The following is a 19,078-nucleotide window of genomic DNA, read 5'->3' on the forward strand; positions in this document are numbered from 1 at the left end:
CCCTTCAGGCCTTTCGCAATGCTTGGCGCAGCTTGTCGCCCAGATCGGGGCGCGCAGCAAACGGGTCAGGCGGGTTGTTGCCTTGCACGAGCGCTTCCATGCGGCTTTGCACATTGCCCAGTGCATGCGGGTGGCTGTAAATATAAAACTGGTCGCTGACCACCGCATCAAACACTTTCTGGGCCACATCGGCCGCTGACACTTTGCCACTGCTGACAGCTTTGTCACTTTGGGCTTGGCCAATCAATTGGCTGGCAGTGGGTTGTTGAGGCGGCAGGTCGCTGGGGCGGTTGCGTTGGCTTTGGCTGATCCCGGTGGGCACAAAATAGGGGCACAACACACTGGCGCTGACTTGGTCTGTCACCAAATGAAGGTCTTGGTAGAGCGTTTCCGTGAGCGAAACCACAGCGTGTTTGCTGACGTTGTAGATGCCCATGTTGGGCGCCGTGAGCAAGCCGGCCATGCTGGCGGTGTTGACGATATGGCCTCGGTAGCCCGGGTCGGCTTTGGCCGCTTCGAGCATCATGGGCGTGAACAGGCGCACGCCGTGCACCACGCCCCAGAGGTTGACGCCCAGCACCCATTCCCAATCGGCCACCGAGTTTTCCCAGACCAGGCCCCCGGCCCCCACGCCCGCGTTGTTGAACACAAAGTTCGGTGCCCCAAAGCTTGCTTGCACGTCGGCGGCCAGTTGCGCCATGGCCTGCGCGTTCGAGACGTCAACCTTGCGGGCCAGCACCTGAACGCCTTGGGCTTTCATTTCGGCCTCGGCTTTGTCCAGGGCGTCTTGCTGTACGTCCACCAGCACCAGCTTCATGCCCAGTCGGGCACCGATGCGGGCACATTCCAGACCAAAGCCTGAACCGGCACCCGTCAGCACCGCAGTTTTGCCTTTGAAGTTTTCGATCATGGGGAAACCTTTTTCAATGTGAAGCCCACACGTGGGAAGTGGACCTGCACCGTGCCCGCCCGATCATCGCTGCGGCGCAGGGTGTAACGGGTGCGGGTGGCTGCGATCAGTTCGCCCTCGGTCGGCTCCAGGCCAAAGTTGTCGGCGGCAATCTCGACCTGACTGCCCAATGCGATGCCGTGCTCATCTTGGAACACCTCACCCTGCAAGGCAACAGGCCTTGCATTGCGAGCCATCTGCAAGGCTTCTTCGGCGCTGCATTTGCCAGGGGAGCCGTGGCCGATGACCTTCATGCGGGCCATCCAGCTTTTGACTTCGGGCGTTGCATCCAAAATGCCCGCCAAGGCTGGCGTGCGTTCTTGCGTGAACCACAAGGGGTGGTAAGCCGCAAAGTCGGCCACGCAAGGCTGTGCGCCGAACAAAAAGTCTTGCTCGCGCAGCATGCTGGCGATGCGGCGCAAGTAGCTTTTGTAAGTGCCAGTAGCGTCTGCGGACGCCATGCGGGCCGCGCCACCGCGCATGGCCGTGCGATCGGCCACAAAAGCCTGCACGCCCTCAGCGGGTGCGCCCGCAAAGACTTGGGCCACACCCGCAGGCTGGAAGTTGTAGGCCATGGACGCCGTGAACAAAGCGCTGTCGGCCCACTGCGCGACGATGCGCGCTGCGCCTTTGACGGCATCAGGATAAATCGCGGGCGCGGGGGCCAAGTGCTCCAGCACATCGCCGATCAGTGCGGTGTCGCAGTAAATGTCAGCGCCGATCTGCAGTACCGGCGTTTTACGGTAGCCCCCGGTGAGCGCCGTCAGATCGGGCTTGGGCATGATCATTGGAATGAGCACGCTCTTCCAAGCCAGCTGTTTGTAGCCCAGGATCAGCCGGACCTTTTCAGCGAACGGCGAGGTTGGGTAATGGTGGAGGATCAGATCGGACATGCGCCTGGCCTCAGATCAGCTTGACCAATTGTTTGCCAAAGTTTTTGCCTTTGAGCAGACCGAGGAAGGCCTCAGGCGCAGCGGCCAGGCCTTGGGCCACGGATTCGCGTGGACGCAACTTGCCGGTGCCGATCAGGGTGCCGAGTTCTTGCAGCGCTTCGGGCCAAATTTCCATGTGCTCGCTGACGATGAAGCCTTGGATCTTCATGCGGTTGATCAGGATCAACGCCGGGGTGGTCATGGGCAGCGGCGCGCCGTCATAGCCAGCGATCATGCCGCACACCGCGATGCGTGCGAACGCGTTGGTGCGCAGCATCACAGCATCCAGCACCATGCCACCGACGTTTTCAAAGTGGCCGTCGATGCCGTTCGGGCAAGCCTCGCGCAGGGCCTTGGACAAGCTGATGTAGTCCTTGTGCTCCTTGTAGTCGATGCAGGCGTCGAAGCCCAATTCATTGACCACGTAATCGCATTTGTCCTTGCCACCGGCAATGCCGACCACGCGGCAGCCGCGTGCTTTGGCCAAAGCACCATAAGCGCTGCCCACCGCGCCACTGGCCGCGCTCACGGTCACGGTTTCGCCCGCTTTGGGGTTGATGATTTTGCACAGGCCATACCAGGCGGTCACGCCGGGCATGCCCACTGCGCCCAAGTAATGGGACAGCGGCACATGGGTGGTGTCGACCTTGCGCAGTGCGCCCAACACATTCGCATCGACCACGCTGTATTCTTGCCAGCCACCCATGCCCACCACTTGATCACCGACTTTGAACTTGGGGTGCTGACTGTCCACCACTTCGCCCACAGTGCCACCCAGCATGACTTGCCCCAGAGCTTGGGGCACGGCGTAACTTTTGCTCTCATTCATGCGACCGCGCATGTAGGGGTCCAGGCTCATGAAGTGGTGCTTGACCAGCACTTGGCCGTCTTGCAAAGCCGGAATGGTCATTTCAATCAGTTTGAAATTGGTCACAGTGGCTTCGCCTTGGGGGCGGTTGTCGAGCACGATTTGGTGGTTGAGGGTCATCTGTGTTTCCGTTCTTAGTGCTGTGGTCGTTGGAATAAAAAAATCAGTCGGTTTGAAGGGCATCGGTGCCCCGGCGGGGCACATATTTGAATGTGCCGGTGGCATGTGCACACAAACGCCCCTCGGGGTCGTAAACCCCACCTTCCGTGAAGGCGAGTTTGCGTGTGCGGTGCAGCAATCGGCCGCGCCCAATGAGTCGGCCCCCTGGGGGGGCTGAGGCTGCTTGCATGAAGCTGGTCTTCATTTCAATCGTGAACACGCCGTTGCTGGGCTCAATGCTGCGTGCGGCTGCCGCCAGGACGATGTCCAAAAAGGTCATGATCGCGCCCCCATGGACAACGTCAAAAGAGTTGAGTATTTCCGGGCGCATCGGAAACCACAGTTCGGATTGGCCGTCTTCAAACTTTTCCAGTGTGATGCCGAGGTGATCCACAAACGGAATCGGTACGCCAAAAGGAATGCTCATGTCAAACCTTGGCGCTCAGCCGCCAATGATGGCGCTCACGCCACCGTCGACCGCCAGCCATTGGCCGGTGATGTGCTTGCCTGCGTCGGACGCGAACAACAGTGCCAGGCCCTTGAGGTCTTCGTCGTCGCCCAAGCGGCGCAGGGGGGCGGCTTGCGCCATCTTGTCAGCCCCGATGGTGTCCAGCAGACCTTGGCTCATTTTGCTGGGAAAGAACCCTGGGCAAATGGCGTTGACGGTGATGCCGTGCTCGCCCCACTCTCCCGCCAATGCGCGGGTGAAGTTGATGACCGCACCTTTTGAGGTGTTGTAGGCGATGGTTTCCATCGCGGACGGGTTGCCAGCCAGACCGGCGATGGAGGCCACATTCAAAATGCGACCTTTGCCGCGCGGGATGAAGCTTTGCTTGGCCACCTCTTGAGAGAGGATGAAATAACCACGCACGTTCAGGTTCATGACCTTGTCCCATGCGGCCACGGGGTGTTCTTCGGCGGGTGCACCCCAAGTGGCACCGGCGTTGTTGACCAGGATGTCGATGGGCCCCATGCGCTCCATGGTTTCAGTGGCCAAACGACGGATGTCCTCTTCTTTGCCGCAGTCGGCAGCGATCCAGCGGGCGTCGATGCCAGCGGCCTGCAATTGGGCAGCGGCTTCTTCCAGGTCGGCCGCCTTGCGAGAGCTGAGCATGATCTTGGCCCCAGCCTCGCCCAGGGCGTGGGCCATTTGCAAGCCCAGGCCGCGCGAGCCGCCGGTGACCAAGGCCACTTGGCCGGTCAGGTCAAAAAGTTGTTGAACAGTGCGTGCCATGTCGGAGCTCCTTTTATTCGACGTTGAAATCCATGCAGCGGCGTTCTTTGACGACCGCTTTCATGAAGGGTTTGATGGCCTGATGATCGGGGTGATTTTGGTAAGCCGCTAGCACCTGCGCGTCATCGAGCAGCATGTGGAGTACCAAATCGTTGGTGCAGTCCATGCCGGGGGTGGCGGTGGCGACTTCGAAAGCACGGATGCCGGGCACCACCTTGGCGCACGACAGCAGCAATGCTTTGGCTTTTTCGAGGTTGGTGGCCTTGTCGGCCCCTTGTGCCTGTTCGTGAAGGCTCCACAGCACGATGTGGCGGATCATCAAAAAGCCTCCTCGGGCAAATCCGCACAAGTCGGGTCCCGGCTGCTGACCACGTTCAGCCAGGCGCCAATTTTGGGTAATTCGTAGCGGAAGAAGTAACGGCTGGCAGCGCGGCGGCCCTGCGCGGCAGGGGTATCGTTGCCCTCAAGACTGGCCGCCACATCGAGCCAGATCCAGGCGATCACGGTGTGGCCAAAGGCCTGCAGATAAGGCACCGCATTGGCCAGCGCCTGGGCAGGTTCGGCACCGTCCCAAGCTTGCTGGGTGGCATGGCCGACTTGTTGCAGGGCATCGCGCAAAGCCGCAGCTTCAGGTCCCCAGCTGCCTTCAGCCTTGGCCGCCGTGGCCAACATGCGTTCGGCCAAAAGTTGCAGGCCCCGACCGTTTTCCATCAGCACCTTGCGGCCCAGCAAGTCCATGGCCTGGATGCCGTGGGTGCCCTCATGGATCATGTTCAGGCGGTTGTCGCGCCAGTACTGCTCGACTGGAAAGTCGCGGGTGTAGCCGTAGCCGCCGTGGATCTGGATGGCCAAGCTGTTGGCTTCGAGACACCACTCACTGGGGAAACTTTTGACGATGGGCGTGAGCACTTCGAGCAGCAGCCGCGCCACATCGGCGTCTTCGGCTGAGCCGGTGTGCTGCTCATCCACCAAACGGGCGCAGTACAGGGCGAGCGCCAGGGCGCCTTCCGAATAGGATTTTTGGGCCAAAAGCATGCGCTTGATGTCGGCATGTTCAATGATGCGCACCTGCGGGCGGCTGGCATCCTTGCCCCCTGCCCCGCTGGGTCGGCCTTGCGGGCGGTTTTTGGCGTAATCGAGGCTGGCGTAGTAACCCGCCATGCCCAGCATGGTGGCGGCCATGCCCACGCCAATGCGGGCTTCGTTCATCATGTGGAACATGCAGCGCAGGCCTTCGCCGGGCTTGCCGACCAAGTAACCCACAGCGCCGCTGCCTGCGCCGTCCAAGCCTGCACCCGATTCGCCGCGAACGGGGTACTTGCCCTCGCCAAAGTTCAGCAAGGTGTTGGTCGTGCCGCGCCAGCCGCACTTGTGGTTCAGGCCCGCCAACGCCACATCGTTGCGCTCGCCGGTGAGTTGCCCATCGGTGCCAACCATCTTTTTGGGCACGATGAAGAGCGAGATGCCACGCACGCCCGGCACCAACTGGCCCTTGGCATCGGGGATCTTGGCCAGCACCAAATGGAGGATGTTTTCGGAGAGTTCGTGCTCGCCCGAGGAAATCCACATCTTGTTGCCCTTAAGGCGGTAGCGCGCACCCAAAGCATCGGATTCAAAGTCAGCGCCATCGGGTGTGGCACGGGTCGTCACGTCGCTCAGTGACGAACCAGCTTGCGGTTCGCTCAAGCACATGGTGCCTGAAAAACGTCCATTGAATTCGTTGGCGGCAAACACCTGCTTTTGCAAGTCGGTGCCATGCACCATCAGCAAATTGGCATTGCCGCTGGTGAGCATGCCCGAGCCAATGCTGACCGAGGCCATGGCAAAAAAGGCGTTGGCAGCCGCCTCCACCGTGTAGGGCAGCTGCATGCCGCCCATCTTGTAGTCTTGCGCGGCGCTCAACATGCCCGATTCGGCATAGGCCTTGTACGCATCGTGTGTGGCCTGCGGCAAGATGACTTTTTCGCCGTCAAAGTGCGGCTCTTGCGTGTCCACCAGGCGGTTGAAGGGGGCGTATTTTTCCCGCGCAATGCGCTCGCAGGTGTCGAGCACGGCATCAAAAGTTTCACGCGAGTGGTCGGTAAAACGTTCGCGGGACTGCAGGCTTTCCACCTTCAGCCAGTCGTGCAGCAAAAAATCAACGGTGGGGCGCAAACTCATGGCAGCGAGCTTTCATCAGGTCAATACTTGTGGGAGCGAGCTATTGCTCGCAAATCATTCGGCCGCAGGGGCCTCCCACATTAAAAAAGGACAGAAGACATCTTGCCTTCTGCCCTGTGTCACATCAGCCATCCAAGTGACAGCACACGCACTGGGTGATCACAGCACTTCAAAAATGCCGCAAGCGCCCATACCGCCGCCAATGCACATGGTCACCGCGACGCGTTTGGCACCACGGCGTTTGCCTTCAATCAAGGCGTGACCCGTCAGGCGTTGGCCTGACACGCCGTAAGGGTGACCCACCGCAATCGCGCCGCCGTTGACGTTCAGCCGGTCGGCCGGGATGCCCAGCTTGTCGCGGCAGTAAAGCACCTGCACGGCAAACGCTTCATTCAACTCCCACAGGTCGATGTCGTTGACTGTGAGGCCCAGACGCGCCAGCGCTTTGGGCACGGCGTACACAGGGCCGATGCCCATTTCGTCCGGCTCGCAACCGGCCACGGCAAAACCAAGAAAGCGGCCCAGCGGCTTCAAGCCACGTTGCTCGGCCAGCTTTTCGTCCATCAACACGCAAGCGCCTGCGCCGTCCGAGAACTGGCTGGCATTGCCGGCTGTGACCAAACCACCGGGCAGCGCTGAGCGCAGACCACTTATAGCGTCCACGGTGGTGCCTTCGCGCAACCCTTCGTCTACGCTCACGGTCACTTGTTTGGTGGTCATGCCCATGACTTTGTCGATCACGCCTTGCATCACGGTGATGGGGGCGATTTCGTCGTTGAAGAGCCCCGCAGCTTGCGCAGCGCAAGCCTTTTGTTGGCTGGCCGCGCCATACGCGTCCATCACATCGCGGCCGATCTTGTAGCGCTTGGCCACTTGTTCGGCGGTTTGCAGCATGTTCCAGTAGATCTCGGGCTTCATCTTGGCCAACGCCAAGTCATGCAGCATGTGGGTGTTCATTTCCTGCTGCACGCAAGAGATGCTCTCCACGCCGCCAGCCACATACACCTGGCCTTCGCCCGCAATGATGCGCTGCGCAGCCAGTGCAATGGTTTGCAGGCCCGACGAGCAAAAGCGGTTGACGGTCATGCCCGAGACCGAGATGGGCATGCCGGCCTTGAGGGCGATCTGACGGGCGATGTTGGCACCGGTGGCACCTTCAGGTGTGGCGCAGCCCATGATCACGTCTTCGACTTCGGCGGCATCAATGCCAGCGCGGGCCACAGCGTGTTGCACAGCGTGGCCGCCCAAAGTGGCGCCATGGGTCATGTTGAAAGCGCCCTTCCAGCTCTTGGCCAGAGGGGTGCGGGCGGTCGATACGATAACGGCATTGGTCATTTTGAATCCTTGTTTTGAGCGTTGAGCGATGTGCGTTCAGCGTTAGGCGTTGTGCGTTTTGCGAGCAGCTAATTGGTCTTTGGACGCTCAACGCAGAACGCTGAACACTCAAGCTGCAAACTGAACCCTCAACGCCAGACGTGCCTCAATTGAATGTCTTGCCTTCGGCCGCCAAGCGCGCCAACAAAGGTGCGGGTTGCCAGAATTGGGCGTCGTCGTGTGGGTTCTTGGCAAAACGCTTCATGGCTTCAGCCACGTTGAACAAGCCCACAGTGTCGGCATACAACATGGGGCCACCGCGCCAGAACGGGAAACCGTAGCCGGTGATGTAGACCATGTCAATGTCACTGGCCTTGCTGGCTATGCCCTCTTCCAGAATGTGGCAAGCCTCGTTCACCAAGGAATACACCAAGCGCTGCACAATTTCTTCGTCGGAAATCTTGCGGGGTGTTAGCCCCAAAGCAGCGCGGTGTTTTTCGATCATTTCAACCACCACAGCGCTGGGGATCGCGTCGCGTTTGCCAGTCTGGTAGTCGTACCAGCCTGCGCCCGTCTTTTGGCCGTAACGCCCCATCTCGCACAGCAAGTCAGCGGTTTTGCTGTACTTGAGGTTGGGTTTTTCGGTGTAGCGGCGCTTGCGAATGGCCCAGCCAATGTCGTTGCCAGCCAGGTCGCCCATTCGGAAAGGGCCCATGGCAAAGCCGAATTTCTCGACCGCTTTGTCCACCTGTGCGGGAGTGCAGCCTTCCTCGATCAAGAAACCGGCTTGGCGACTGTACTGCTCGATCATGCGGTTGCCGATGAAGCCATCGCACACACCCGAAACCACCGAGGTTTTCTTGATTTTTTTGCCGATGGCCATGACGGTGGCCATGACGTCTTTGGCAGTTTGCGCACCGCGCACCACTTCCAGGAGCTTCATCACGTTGGCGGGGCTGAAGAAATGCATGCCGACCACGTCTTGTGGGCGCTTGGTGAAGTTGGCAATCTGGTTCACGTCCAAGGTGGAGGTGTTGGAGGCCAAAATCGCGCCGGGCTTCATGACGGCATCCAGCTTCTTGAAGACAGCTTCTTTCACGCCCATTTCTTCGAACACGGCTTCAATCACCAGATCGGCTTGGCCGATGTCATCGTAGCTGAGAGTGGTGCTGAGCAAGGCCATGCGCTGCTCGTATTTGTCTTGCTTGAGCTTGCCCTTTTTGACTTGCGCTTCGTAGTTTTTGCGGATGGTGGCCACGCCACGGTCGAGCGCGTCTTGCTTCATTTCGAGCATCTTGACCGGGATGCCCGCGTTCAAGAAGTTCATCGAGATGCCACCACCCATGGTGCCAGCACCGATGACGGCCACGCTCTGGATGTTGCGCTGAGGCGTGTCGTTGGGCACATCTGCGATCTTGCTGGCCGCACGGTCGGCCATGAAGATGTGGCGCAGCGAGCGGCTTTCGGGGGTGAACATGAGGTTGGTGAAAATCTCACGCTCCAAAATCATGCCATCGTCGAACTTTTTCTTCGTCGCGGCTTCGACAGCGTCCACGCACTTGAGCGGCGCAGGCAGGTTTTTGGCCATCCCTTTGACCATGTTGCGGGTGAACTGGAAATACGCATCGCCCTGCACGTGCTTGCAAGGCAAATTGCGCACCATTGGCAAGGGCGAGCCGTCGGCGTGAGCGGCAGCCACTTTGCGGGCCATGGCCAGTGCTTCTTCGGGCAGGCTTTCGGCTGACTGGGCCATGGCATCAAACAGCTTTTGCCCAGGTAACATGGCCAGCATTTCGCTCTTGATGGCTTCGCCGCTGACGATCATGTTCAGCGCCGCTTCCACGCCAATCACACGAGGCAGGCGCTGGGTGCCGCCCGCGCCGGGGATCAGGCCCAGCTTGACTTCAGGCAAGGCAATAGAAGTGCCTGGCGCGGCAATGCGGTAGTGACAGCCCAAAGCCAGCTCCAAGCCACCACCCATGGCGACCGAGTGGATGGCCGCCACAACCGGCTTGACAGATTTTTCGCAAGCGGAAATCACGCTCAACAAATTGGGTTCTTGAGTCGCCTTGGGTGAGCCAAATTCACGGATGTCGGCTCCGCCAGAAAAGGCCTTGCCGCCACCGGTGATGACAATGGCTCTGACGGCGGTGTCGTTGTTGGCTTTTTCCAGCCCATCGGTGATGCCGATGCGGGTGGACAGACCCAAACCGTTGACGGGCGGGTTCATCAGGGTGATGACCGCGACATCGCCATGCACTTTGTATTCAGCTGTCATGCTGGACTTCCTTTGCGTGAAAAATTAAAAAAGAACGACCGTTCGTTTTTGTGCATTGTAGACATAAAAAAACCCTGAACGGCAAATTTTTGTCGCACCAGAGACGTGGCAAAGTCAGGATCAAACCTCCAGCCATTCCTTGCGAATGTAGGTGTTGGCCCGCAGTTCGTCGGGTGTTCCCTGGAACACGATGGCCCCATGGCCCATGACCAAGGCGCGATCCGAAATGCTCATGGCAATGGTGAGTTTTTGCTCGATCAGCAAGACCGATACCCCCTTGGCTTTGAGACTGAAAAGAAATTGGCCAACAAGCTCGACAATTTTGGGGGCCAGTCCCTCGGTGGGTTCGTCGATGATGATCAGGTCAGGGTCACCCATCAGGGTGCGGCACAGCGTGAGCATTTGCTGCTCACCGCCAGAGAGCACCCCGGCTTCGTTGTGTTCGCGCTCTTTGAGGCGAGGGAACATGGCGAACATGTCGTCAAACGACCAGCGGCCGTTTTGCCCATTTCGTTTTTGCCCCAATTGCAGGTTTTGGCTGACCGTCAGCTTGGGGAAAATTTCTCGGTTCTCTGGCACATAGCCCACGCCCAGGTGGGCAATTTCATAGGCCTTTTTGCCCTGAATGGGCTGGCCTTTCCAGTCGATGCGGCCTTCGCACTCCACCAGACCCATGATGGCCTTGGCGGTGGTGGAGCGGCCCGAGCCGTTGCGCCCGAGCAAGGCCACGATCTCGCCCTGCCCCACCTCAAAATTGACGCCATGCAGCACATGGCTTTTGCCGTAATAGGCATGCAGGTTGTCGATCAGCAACATCAGTGGCCTCCTACTTGGTTGTCTGCGACCGGAGAGCCCAAATAAGCCTCCTGCACTTTGGCATTGGCCCGCACCGATTCGGGCGTGTCGAAGGCGATGACTTCGCCGTACACCACCACCGCGATCTTGTCGGCCAGGCCAAACACCACGCCCATGTCGTGCTCCACCGTGAGCAGGGTTTTGCTCACAGTGACGTCTTTGATGAGTTGGATGAATCGCGAGGTCTCGCTCTTGCTCATGCCGGCCGTGGGCTCATCCAGCAAGATCACATCCGCGCCACCCGCAATGGTCACGCCGATTTCCAACGCCCGCTGCTCGGCATAGGTCAGGTTGACCGCCAGAACATCGCGTTTTTTGTCCAGATGGATCATGTCCAGCAGCTCGTCGGTGCGTTCATTGGCGTCTTTCAAATTCGATAGAAACTTGAAAAAGCTGTACTTGTAGCCCAAGCTCCAAAGCACCGCGCAGCGCAGGTTCTCGAACACGCTCAGCTTGGGGAAGATGTTGGTGATCTGGAAGCTGCGCGACAGCCCCATGCGGTTGATCTCGTAAGGCGTCTTGTTCTGGATGGCCTGGCCGTTCAGCAAAATGTCGCCACTGGTGGGGCCAAAGCGGCCGCTGATCAGGTTGAACAGCGTGGACTTGCCAGCGCCGTTGGGACCGATGACGGCCACACGCTCGCCTGCATGGACGGCCAGATTCACGCCACGGATGATTTCGGTCTTGCCGAAGTTCTTGCGCAGGTCCCGGAGTTCTAAGGCGTAACTCATAAGGCCGTTTCCCTTCGCTTGATTTCTTTTTCGATATCGGTCTGGATCACGCCCCAGTCGCGTGCAAACTGCCTGCGGGCCAGCTCGAACAAGCCTAGGCCTGTGAGCATCACAAAAGCCGAGCCAAACCAGCTGTCCAGGCTCTTGGCGTTGAGGGTGGCGCCCATGAATTTGACGGTGTCACCCAAAGCCGAATTGAGCTGCAGGTGGTAGACCATCTCGATCATGGCCCCCGCCCCCGTCAACATCACAATGGCTGTGAGACCCAGGCCCAGGTAACTGGTCCAGATCTGGCGCAACTTGCCGAACTTGGCCACCCTCAGATTCATCATGATCAGGCTGGCAATGCCGCCGGGTGCATACATCACCATGAACAGGAAGACCAGTCCCAAGTAAAGCAGCCAGGCTTTGGTTAGCTCGGACAACAGCACAAAGGCGATGATCATCAGCACCGCGCCGATGATGGGACCAAAGAAGAAGGTCGCACCGCCCAAAAAGGTGAACAGCAAATAAGCGCCCGAGCGGGCTGCACCCACCACTTCGGCGGTGACGATTTCAAAGTTCAAAGATGCCAAGCCGCCTGCGATGCCCGCAAAAAAGCCCGAGATGATGAACGCCATGTAGCGCACACGCTGCGTGTTGTAGCCGATGAACTCAACGCGCTCGGGGTTGTCGCGCACGGCGTTCAAAATCCGGCCCAGCGGCGTTTGCGTGAAGGCGTACATGAGCGCCACACACACAAAGGTGTAGGCCGCGATCAGGTAATACACCTGGATTTGCGGACCGTAGGTGATGCCAAAAAATGGCTGGCCTGCCACCCGATTGCCAGAAACACCCGCCTCGCCCCCGAAGAACTCCGAGAACATGAGCGACATGGCGAACACCAACTCGGCCACGCCCAAGGTGATCATGGCGAAGGTGGTGCCCGATTTGCGGGTGGTGACCCAACCGAGCAAGATGGCAAAGCCCATGCCGGTCAAGCCGCCCACGATGGGCAGCAAACTGACCGGAATGTTCAATTGGCCGCCGCTCACCGAATTGAGCGCGTGGATGGCCATGTAAGAACCCAGTCCGGTGTAAACAGCATGACCAAAGCTGAGCATGCCGCCTTGCCCCAACAAAATGTTGTAGGACAGGCAAGCAATGATGGCGATGCCCATTTGGGCGAGCATCGTGGTCGACAAGTTGCTGGTGAACACCAAGGGTGAAGCCACCAGAACCAGCGCGAACAGGCTCCAGATGACCCAGCGACCGACGTTGTAGGGTTTGAATTTGTAAACAGATGCCATGGCTTCAAGTCTCGCGAGTACCTAACAGACCCTTGGGCCGGAAGATCAGGATCAGCACCAAAAACAGGTAGGGCAAGATGGGCGCAACCTGAGACAGCGTGAGCTTGGCAAAGGAGTTTTCCTGCGTAGCAGCCGACAAGGCCCAGCCCATGTCCTTGGCCAGTGTCAAAAAAGAGTAGTCGATGGCCACGGCAAAGGTCTGGATCACGCCAATCAGGATGGACGCCAAAAAGGCCCCCGACAACGATCCCATGCCCCCAACCACCACCACCACGAAGATGACCGAGCCCACGGTGGCGGCCATGGCTGGCTCTGTCACAAAGGTGGAACCGCCAATCACGCCCGCCAGCCCGGCCAGGCCCGTGCCCGCACCAAACACCAGCATGAACACGCGCGGCACGTTGTGACCGAGCGACTCCACCATTTCAGGGTGGGTCAACGCGGCCTGAATGACCAGGCCGATGCGGGTGCGGGTGAGCAAAAGCCACAAAGACACCAGCATGAGCAAAGCCACCAGCATCATGAAGCCGCGTGTGGCTGGAAACGGCGAGCAGACCACGCGGATGGCGGCATCGGCTGCGCTGCACATCTCGGCAGGCGCTGCGCCCCAGACCAAGCTCAGGCCATTGGCCGAGTGGTTGATCAGCGTGAAGGCTGAGCTGCGCAAAATTTCGGGCGGTGGAAACTCCACAGCCGTGCGGCCCCAGACCAACTGGACCAACTCCAGCACCACATAAGACAGGCCGAACGTGACCAGCAATTCAGGCACATGGCCAAAGGGGTGGACTTTGCGCAGCGTCAGGCGCTCGAACAAAGCACCACAGGCCCCAACGAGCATCGGGGCAATGACCAGAGCAGGCCAAAAACCGACCCACTGTGAAAGGGTGTAGCCAAAATAAGCGCCCACCATGTAGAAGCTGGCGTGCGCAAAGTTGAGCACACCCATCATGCTGAAGATCAGCGTCAGCCCGGAGCTGAGCATGAACAGCAACAGCCCGTAACTGAGGCCGTTGAGCATGGAGATGATGAAAAACTCCATCACAAACTTTCCAGACCCTTGGGATCTAAAGCATTAAAAAAATTGAACTTGCACTGGCAAATTCGGTCTCAATGGGCCCGAAAGCCCATAAAAAAGCCCGATGAACCCTCAGGTGATCGGGCCTTGGCCCATCCGCCAAACCCTGAGCCACTTTTGCGAGTGACTCAGAAAGTGGCAGCGGCAGGCGTTGCGCCTCAGCCAGGACGTTTCATCTGGCAGCTGGTGGGTGTGCTGGAGACATAAGAAGGGAATTCCTTCACGGGGGCGAGCGTCATGCCGGTGTTCTCGGGGCTGTAGGGGAACTTCTTGTCCGCTTTTTGCCAGACGGTCATGTACAGCGGTTGCTGCAACTGGTGGTCTGCTTTGCGGATTTCGACGTCGCCGTTGTGGGTCGAGAATTTCAGACCGGACAAAGCTGCCGCGACTTTGACCGGGTCGGTGGACTTGGCTTTGGCCATGGCATCACCCAGCGCTTGGTAAATACGCACCACGGAGTGGGTGTAGAAGTCGTCGTTAAACTTTTGCTTGAATTCAGCGGACCACTTGTCCATCTGACCGCCCATGTTGTAGTGGCCATAAGCGATCTGGTAAACGCGACCTGCACCGCCTTGACCCAGCGCTGTCGGGGTGCCTGTGACACCGGTGTAATAGGTATAGAACTTGCCGTTGTAGCCGCCTTCGTTGGCCGCCTTGACCAGCAAAGCCAGGTCAGAGCCCCAGTTGCCGGTGATCACAGTGTCGGCACCTGAGGCCTTGATCTTGGCGATGTAAGGCGAGAAGTCGCGGACTTGGGCCAGCGGGTGCAGGTCTTCACCCACAATTTGCACACCCGGCATCTTGCGTGCGATGTTTTCCTTGGCGAACTTGACGACCTGGTGACCATGTGAGTAATTCTGGTTGAACAGGTAAACCTTCTTGATGTCCTTGTCATCCTTCATGAAGGTGGTCATGGCCTCGATCTTCATGGAGGTGTCGGCATCAAAGCGGAAGTGCCAGAAGCTGCACTTGCTGTTGGTGAAGTCTGGATCGACCGCAGAGTGGTTCAGGAAAATGATTTCCTTGCCGGGGTTGCGTTCATTGTGCTTGTTCACAGCCTCGATCAGGGCACCCGCAACTGAAGAGCCGTTGCCTTGGGTGATGTAACGCACGCCTTGGTCCATAGCGGCTTTGAGCGCGTTCAAGCTTTCAGCAGGGCTGAGCTTGTTGTCGATGCCGATGACTTCGAACTTGACGCCGGCTGGGTTGGTCTTGCTGAATTTTTCGGCAAAGAACTGGAAGCTCTTGAGCTGGTTGCTGCCCACGGGGGCCATCAGGCCGGACAGCGGATCAATCCATGCAATTTTGACGGTTTCGCCTTTTTGGGCAAAAGCGCCCAAGGAGCAAGCGGCCAATGCGGCTGCGGCGATGATGCGGGTGGTGGTTTTCATACAAGGTCTCCTGCGTTGTGAATCAAAACGTTAACAGCGTAACCGCTGAAATCTCGAATGGACTCGGGGTTTGCACTAAGGCTATCACCCAAGCGACTAACCCGCACAGCTTATCTGCGTGCGGATTGATTTTTGCATCAAAGTCCGGGCAAAACGTACTCGGACAATTGCTCGCGCAATTTGGTCTTGAGCATCTTGCCGGTGCCCCCCAACGGAATGGCGTCGACAAAGACCACGTCGTCCGGAATCTGCCACTTGGCGGTTTTGCCTTCGTAGAAAGCGATCAGCTCTTCGCGACTGACTTCAGCGCCGGGCTTCTTGACCACGCACACAATCGGCCGCTCGTCCCACTTGGGGTGGCGCATGCCAATGCAAGCGGCCATGGCCACGGCCGGGTGCGCCATGGCGATGTTTTCCACATCGATCGAGCTGATCCATTCGCCGCCGGACTTGATCACGTCTTTGCTGCGGTCGGTGATTTGCATGAAGCCATCGGTGTCGATGGTGGCCACATCGCCCGTAGGGAACCAGCCGTCCACCAAAGGGTTGCCGCCTTCTTGTTTGTAGTACGACTCAATGACCCAGGGGCCTTTGACCAGCAGATCACCTGCGGCTTTGCCATCGTGCGGCAGGGTTTGACCCTCGGCGTCCACGATTTTCATGTCAATGCCAAAAATGCAGCGTCCTTGCTTCATGCGCAGCTTCATCTGCTGCTCAGCAGGCAGGCTCAAATGCTTGTTTTTGAGGGTACAGACGGTGCCCAGTGGGCTGAGTTCGGTCATGCCCCAGGCGTGCAGCACGTCCACGTTGTAGTTCTGACGGAAGGCGTCGATCATGGCGGGCGGACAAGCCGAGCCGCCAATCACGGTGCGGCCCAGTGTGCTGAACTTCAAGCCTGCGGGCGCCATGTGGCCCAACAGCATTTGCCACACGGTGGGCACGCCGGCCGCAAAGGTCACGCCCTCGGCTTCGATCAGTTCGTACACCGACTTGCCGTCCAGCGCAGGGCCAGGGAACACCAGTTTGGCCCCCGCCATGGCCGCGCTGTAGGGGATGCCCCAGGCGTTGACGTGGAACATGGGCACGACCGGCAAAATGGCGTCGCGGGCAGAAATGCACATCGAGTCGGGCAAAGCAGCGGCATACGCGTGCAGCACGGTGGAGCGGTGGCTGTACAAAGCGCCCTTGGGGTTGCCCGTGGTGCCGCTGGTGTAGCACAAGCTGCAGGCGGTGTTTTCATCGAGCTGCGGCCAGTCGTAGGTGCTGGGCTGCTGCCCCATCCAGGCTTCGTAACTCACCAAATGGGGGATGCCGGTGTCAGCAGGCAGCTTGTCTGCGTCGCACAGAGCCACATAGTGGGTGATGGTTTTGCAATGGCTGTGCAGCGCCTGTACCAGGGGCAAAAACGTCATGTCAAAACACAGCACCTGGTCTTCGGCGTGGTTGGCGATCCAGGCCATCTGCTCCGGATGAAGGCGCGGGTTGAGGGTGTGCAGCACGCGGCCCGATCCGCTCACGCCAAAGTAAAGCTCCAGGTGGCGGTAACCGTTCCAGGCCAGCGTGGCAATGCGGGTGCCCTGAGGCAGCTTTTGCGCATCCAGTGCGTTGGCCACCTGGCGCGAACGGCGGGCCACCTGGGCCCAATCACTGCGGTGGATGTCACCTTCGACCCGACGCGAAACAACCGCGCTGTCGCCATGGTGTTGTTCGGCAAATTCAATCAACGCAGAAATCAAAAGCGATTGCTGTTGCATCAGTCCCAGCATGGTGTGTCTCCTGTCAGTTGGGGTTTTTCAATCGGGTCATTGTGCACCCGAGTTCAACGCCAACCCGACCTAAAACCCGCTAAACCGCGGGTGCTTGTCAAGGGCGTGACAATCACACCCCATGTCATCTCCCCCTTTGGTCTCCCCCGTCAGCCACCCCCACGACTTGCCTGTGCTGGACTGGACGCACCGCCTGACCCAACTGGGTTCCCGATTTTTCACCCCTCTGCAGCCCACGCCGGTGGCCGCGCCGCGCTGGGCCGCCCGCAATGAAGCCTTGCGCGTCGAGTTGGGCTGGCCGAACGCACTGTTTGACGACGAACACCTGCAAGCCTTCGCGGGCAATGCGCTGATGGTCGGCTCTCAACCGTTGGCCACGGTCTACAGCGGGCACCAGTTTGGCCAATGGGCGGGCCAGCTGGGCGATGGCCGCGCCATCTGGCTGGGCGAAGCCGCATCGGCCCAGGGTCCACAAGAAATTCAGCTCAAAGGCGCAGGCCGCACGCCCTATTCGCGCGGCGGCGATGGCAGGGCTGTGCTGCGCTCGAGCATCCGCGAATATTTATGCAGCGAAGCCATGCACGGTTTGGGTATCCCGACCACCCGGGCGCTGTGCCTGGTGGCTTCGCCAGAGCCCGTGCGGCGTGAAACCATGGAAAGCGCTGCCGTGGTGGCCCGCGTGGCCCCCAGCTTCCTGCGTTTTGGGCACTTCGAGCATTTTTCGGCGCAAGGCGACACCGACAGCCTGCGCGCCCTGGCCGACCATGCCATAGCCCACCACTTGCCCGAGTGCCGCGAGCGCGCAGCGTTGTGGCAGGGCAATGTGTATGCGGCCTTGCTGGACGAGGTGCAAGAACGCACCGCCAAACTGCTGGCGAAGTGGCAAGCGGTGGGCTTTTGCCACGGTGTCATGAACACCGACAACATGAGCCTCTTGGGCCTGACGATCGACTACGGCCCTTTCCAGTTCTTGGATGCTTTTGACCCGGGTCACATCTGCAACCATTCGGACCACCAGGGACGTTATGCCTATGGCCGCCAGCCGAATGTGGCGTACTGGAACCTTTACTGCCTGGCCCAGGCCCTGGCATCGTTGATCGACGACCAGGAGATGACCCTGCTGGTGCTGGAGGGCTACAAAACCCTGTTCCCCCGCTACTTGGGCGATGCCATGCGCGCCAAGTTGGGCCTGATCGGCGACTTGGCCCCCGAGTCCGAGCGCGAAGCCGACTGGACGCTGGTGGAAGATTTGATGCAACTCATGGCGGCCGAAAAAGTGGATTTCACGGTGTTCTGGCGCCAACTGAGCCAAGCCGTGGTGATGCAATCGACTGCTGCTGCTTTGACCGATGCGGGCTGGAGCGCCGTGACCGACTTGGTATTGGACCGCCCTCGCCTGCTGGAATGGCTGGCGCGTTACACCGTACGCTCAGGCCAAAACAGCTTCTCAGCCATGGGCCAACAGATGCTGCGCAGCAACCCCAAATTCGTGCTGCGCAACCACTTGGCCGAAATCGCCATCCGCCAAGCCCAGGCGGGTGACTTCTCGGAAATCGACACCCTGTACAACTTGCTACAGTCACCCTTCGACGAGCATCCGGGCTTTGAAGCCTATGCTGACTTGCCGCCCGACTGGGCGGGCCAACTGGAAATCAGCTGTTCCTCATGAGAAAAATCAACAAATCCGACCAAGAATGGCGTGACCTGCTGGCCGAAAAAGACGCAGAACCGGTGGCCTTTGCGGTCACCCGCCAAGCCGCCACAGAGCGCCCCTTCACGGGCAAGTACGAGGGCCACTGGTCCAAGGGCACTTACCGCTGCATCTGCTGCGACGCGCCCTTGTTCAGCTCGGACACCAAATTCGACGCCGGTTGCGGCTGGCCCAGCTTTTCGCTAGCGGCCAGCGACAACGCCATCGAAGAGCGTGTAGACGTCAGCCACGGCATGCGCCGGGTCGAAACCGTCTGCGCCCAATGCGGCGCGCACCTGGGCCATGTGTTCGAGGACGGTCCCGCCCCCACGGGCTTGCGCTACTGCATGAACTCCGCTTCGTTAGACTTCGAGCCTTCCTGACCGA

The 19,078-nt window shown here is 59.4% G+C and carries 17 protein-coding genes; 2 read left to right on the forward strand and 15 right to left on the reverse strand.

The features are described from left to right. Positions 1-4: 4 nt before the first annotated feature. The 15 genes from ACIQ47_RS05320 to ACIQ47_RS05390 form a co-directional block, all read right to left on the reverse strand. On the reverse strand, positions 5-910 hold the full coding sequence (locus ACIQ47_RS05320; protein ID WP_296291906.1) for an SDR family oxidoreductase: 906 nt from the start codon (positions 908-910) through the stop codon (positions 5-7). Continuing rightward, positions 907-1,842 carry a glutathione S-transferase family protein gene (locus tag ACIQ47_RS05325; protein WP_396437158.1) on the reverse strand — a complete coding sequence of 312 codons (936 nt, stop codon included), beginning with the start codon at positions 1,840-1,842 and terminating at the stop codon, positions 907-909. The genes ACIQ47_RS05320 and ACIQ47_RS05325 overlap by 4 nt, the downstream gene beginning before the upstream one ends. Before the next feature lie 10 nt (positions 1,843-1,852). Then, on the reverse strand, positions 1,853-2,869 hold the full coding sequence (locus ACIQ47_RS05330; RefSeq protein WP_396437159.1) for an NADP-dependent oxidoreductase: 1,017 nt from the start codon (positions 2,867-2,869) through the stop codon (positions 1,853-1,855). A 43-nt stretch (positions 2,870-2,912) separates the two neighbouring features. Then, positions 2,913-3,335, reverse strand: a complete 423-nt coding sequence (locus ACIQ47_RS05335) for a PaaI family thioesterase (protein ID WP_396437160.1) — start codon at positions 3,333-3,335, stop codon at positions 2,913-2,915. 15 nt (positions 3,336-3,350) lie between these two features. Further along, a complete protein-coding gene (locus ACIQ47_RS05340; protein ID WP_396437161.1) occupies positions 3,351-4,142 on the reverse strand; it encodes an SDR family oxidoreductase in 792 nt (263 codons plus the stop codon). A gap of 13 nt (positions 4,143-4,155) precedes the next feature. Next, complete coding sequence (locus ACIQ47_RS05345) at positions 4,156-4,461, reverse strand: Dabb family protein (protein ID WP_296291911.1); 306 nt, start codon at positions 4,459-4,461, stop codon at positions 4,156-4,158. Continuing rightward, on the reverse strand, positions 4,461-6,302 hold the full coding sequence (locus tag ACIQ47_RS05350) for an acyl-CoA dehydrogenase (RefSeq protein WP_396437162.1): 1,842 nt from the start codon (positions 6,300-6,302) through the stop codon (positions 4,461-4,463). The genes ACIQ47_RS05345 and ACIQ47_RS05350 overlap by 1 nt, the downstream gene beginning before the upstream one ends. Before the next feature lie 159 nt (positions 6,303-6,461). Further along, on the reverse strand, positions 6,462-7,637 hold the full coding sequence (locus ACIQ47_RS05355) for an acetyl-CoA C-acyltransferase (protein ID WP_396437163.1): 1,176 nt from the start codon (positions 7,635-7,637) through the stop codon (positions 6,462-6,464). Between the two features lie 145 nt (positions 7,638-7,782). After that, on the reverse strand, positions 7,783-9,894 hold the full coding sequence (locus tag ACIQ47_RS05360; RefSeq protein ID WP_396437164.1) for a 3-hydroxyacyl-CoA dehydrogenase NAD-binding domain-containing protein: 2,112 nt from the start codon (positions 9,892-9,894) through the stop codon (positions 7,783-7,785). Positions 9,895-10,014: 120 nt separating this feature from the next. Further along, on the reverse strand, positions 10,015-10,710 hold the full coding sequence (locus tag ACIQ47_RS05365) for an ABC transporter ATP-binding protein (protein ID WP_108353753.1): 696 nt from the start codon (positions 10,708-10,710) through the stop codon (positions 10,015-10,017). Next, positions 10,710-11,480, reverse strand: coding sequence for an ABC transporter ATP-binding protein (locus ACIQ47_RS05370; protein WP_396437165.1), 771 nt, complete (start codon positions 11,478-11,480; stop codon positions 10,710-10,712). Before ACIQ47_RS05370 ends, ACIQ47_RS05365 begins: the two co-directional genes overlap by 1 nt. Then, on the reverse strand, positions 11,477-12,769 hold the full coding sequence (locus ACIQ47_RS05375; protein WP_396437166.1) for a branched-chain amino acid ABC transporter permease: 1,293 nt from the start codon (positions 12,767-12,769) through the stop codon (positions 11,477-11,479). Before ACIQ47_RS05375 ends, ACIQ47_RS05370 begins: the two co-directional genes overlap by 4 nt. A 4-nt stretch (positions 12,770-12,773) precedes the next feature. Further along, positions 12,774-13,808 (reverse strand): branched-chain amino acid ABC transporter permease, encoded by a 1,035-nt coding sequence (locus tag ACIQ47_RS05380; protein WP_396437167.1) that lies wholly within the window; start codon positions 13,806-13,808, stop codon positions 12,774-12,776. Positions 13,809-14,002: 194 nt separating this feature from the next. Then, positions 14,003-15,235 (reverse strand): branched-chain amino acid ABC transporter substrate-binding protein, encoded by a 1,233-nt coding sequence (locus ACIQ47_RS05385; protein WP_396437168.1) that lies wholly within the window; start codon positions 15,233-15,235, stop codon positions 14,003-14,005. 137 nt (positions 15,236-15,372) lie between these two features. After that, positions 15,373-17,001 (reverse strand): 3-(methylthio)propionyl-CoA ligase, encoded by a 1,629-nt coding sequence (locus tag ACIQ47_RS05390; protein ID WP_396437169.1) that lies wholly within the window; start codon positions 16,999-17,001, stop codon positions 15,373-15,375. A gap of 121 nt (positions 17,002-17,122) precedes the next feature. On the opposite strand from ACIQ47_RS05390, the gene ACIQ47_RS05395 reads away from it, so the two are divergent. Next, positions 17,123-18,670, forward strand: coding sequence for a YdiU family protein (locus ACIQ47_RS05395; RefSeq protein ID WP_396437170.1), 1,548 nt, complete (start codon positions 17,123-17,125; stop codon positions 18,668-18,670). Next, positions 18,667-19,074 carry a peptide-methionine (R)-S-oxide reductase MsrB gene (gene msrB, locus ACIQ47_RS05400; protein WP_396437171.1) on the forward strand — a complete coding sequence of 136 codons (408 nt, stop codon included), beginning with the start codon at positions 18,667-18,669 and terminating at the stop codon, positions 19,072-19,074. Before ACIQ47_RS05395 ends, msrB begins: the two co-directional genes overlap by 4 nt. The last annotated feature ends 4 nt before the right edge of the window (positions 19,075-19,078 follow it).

It is taken from the genome of Limnohabitans sp. (assembly GCF_044373035.1).
In the GTDB taxonomy this organism is placed as follows: domain Bacteria; phylum Pseudomonadota; class Gammaproteobacteria; order Burkholderiales; family Burkholderiaceae_C; genus Limnohabitans_A.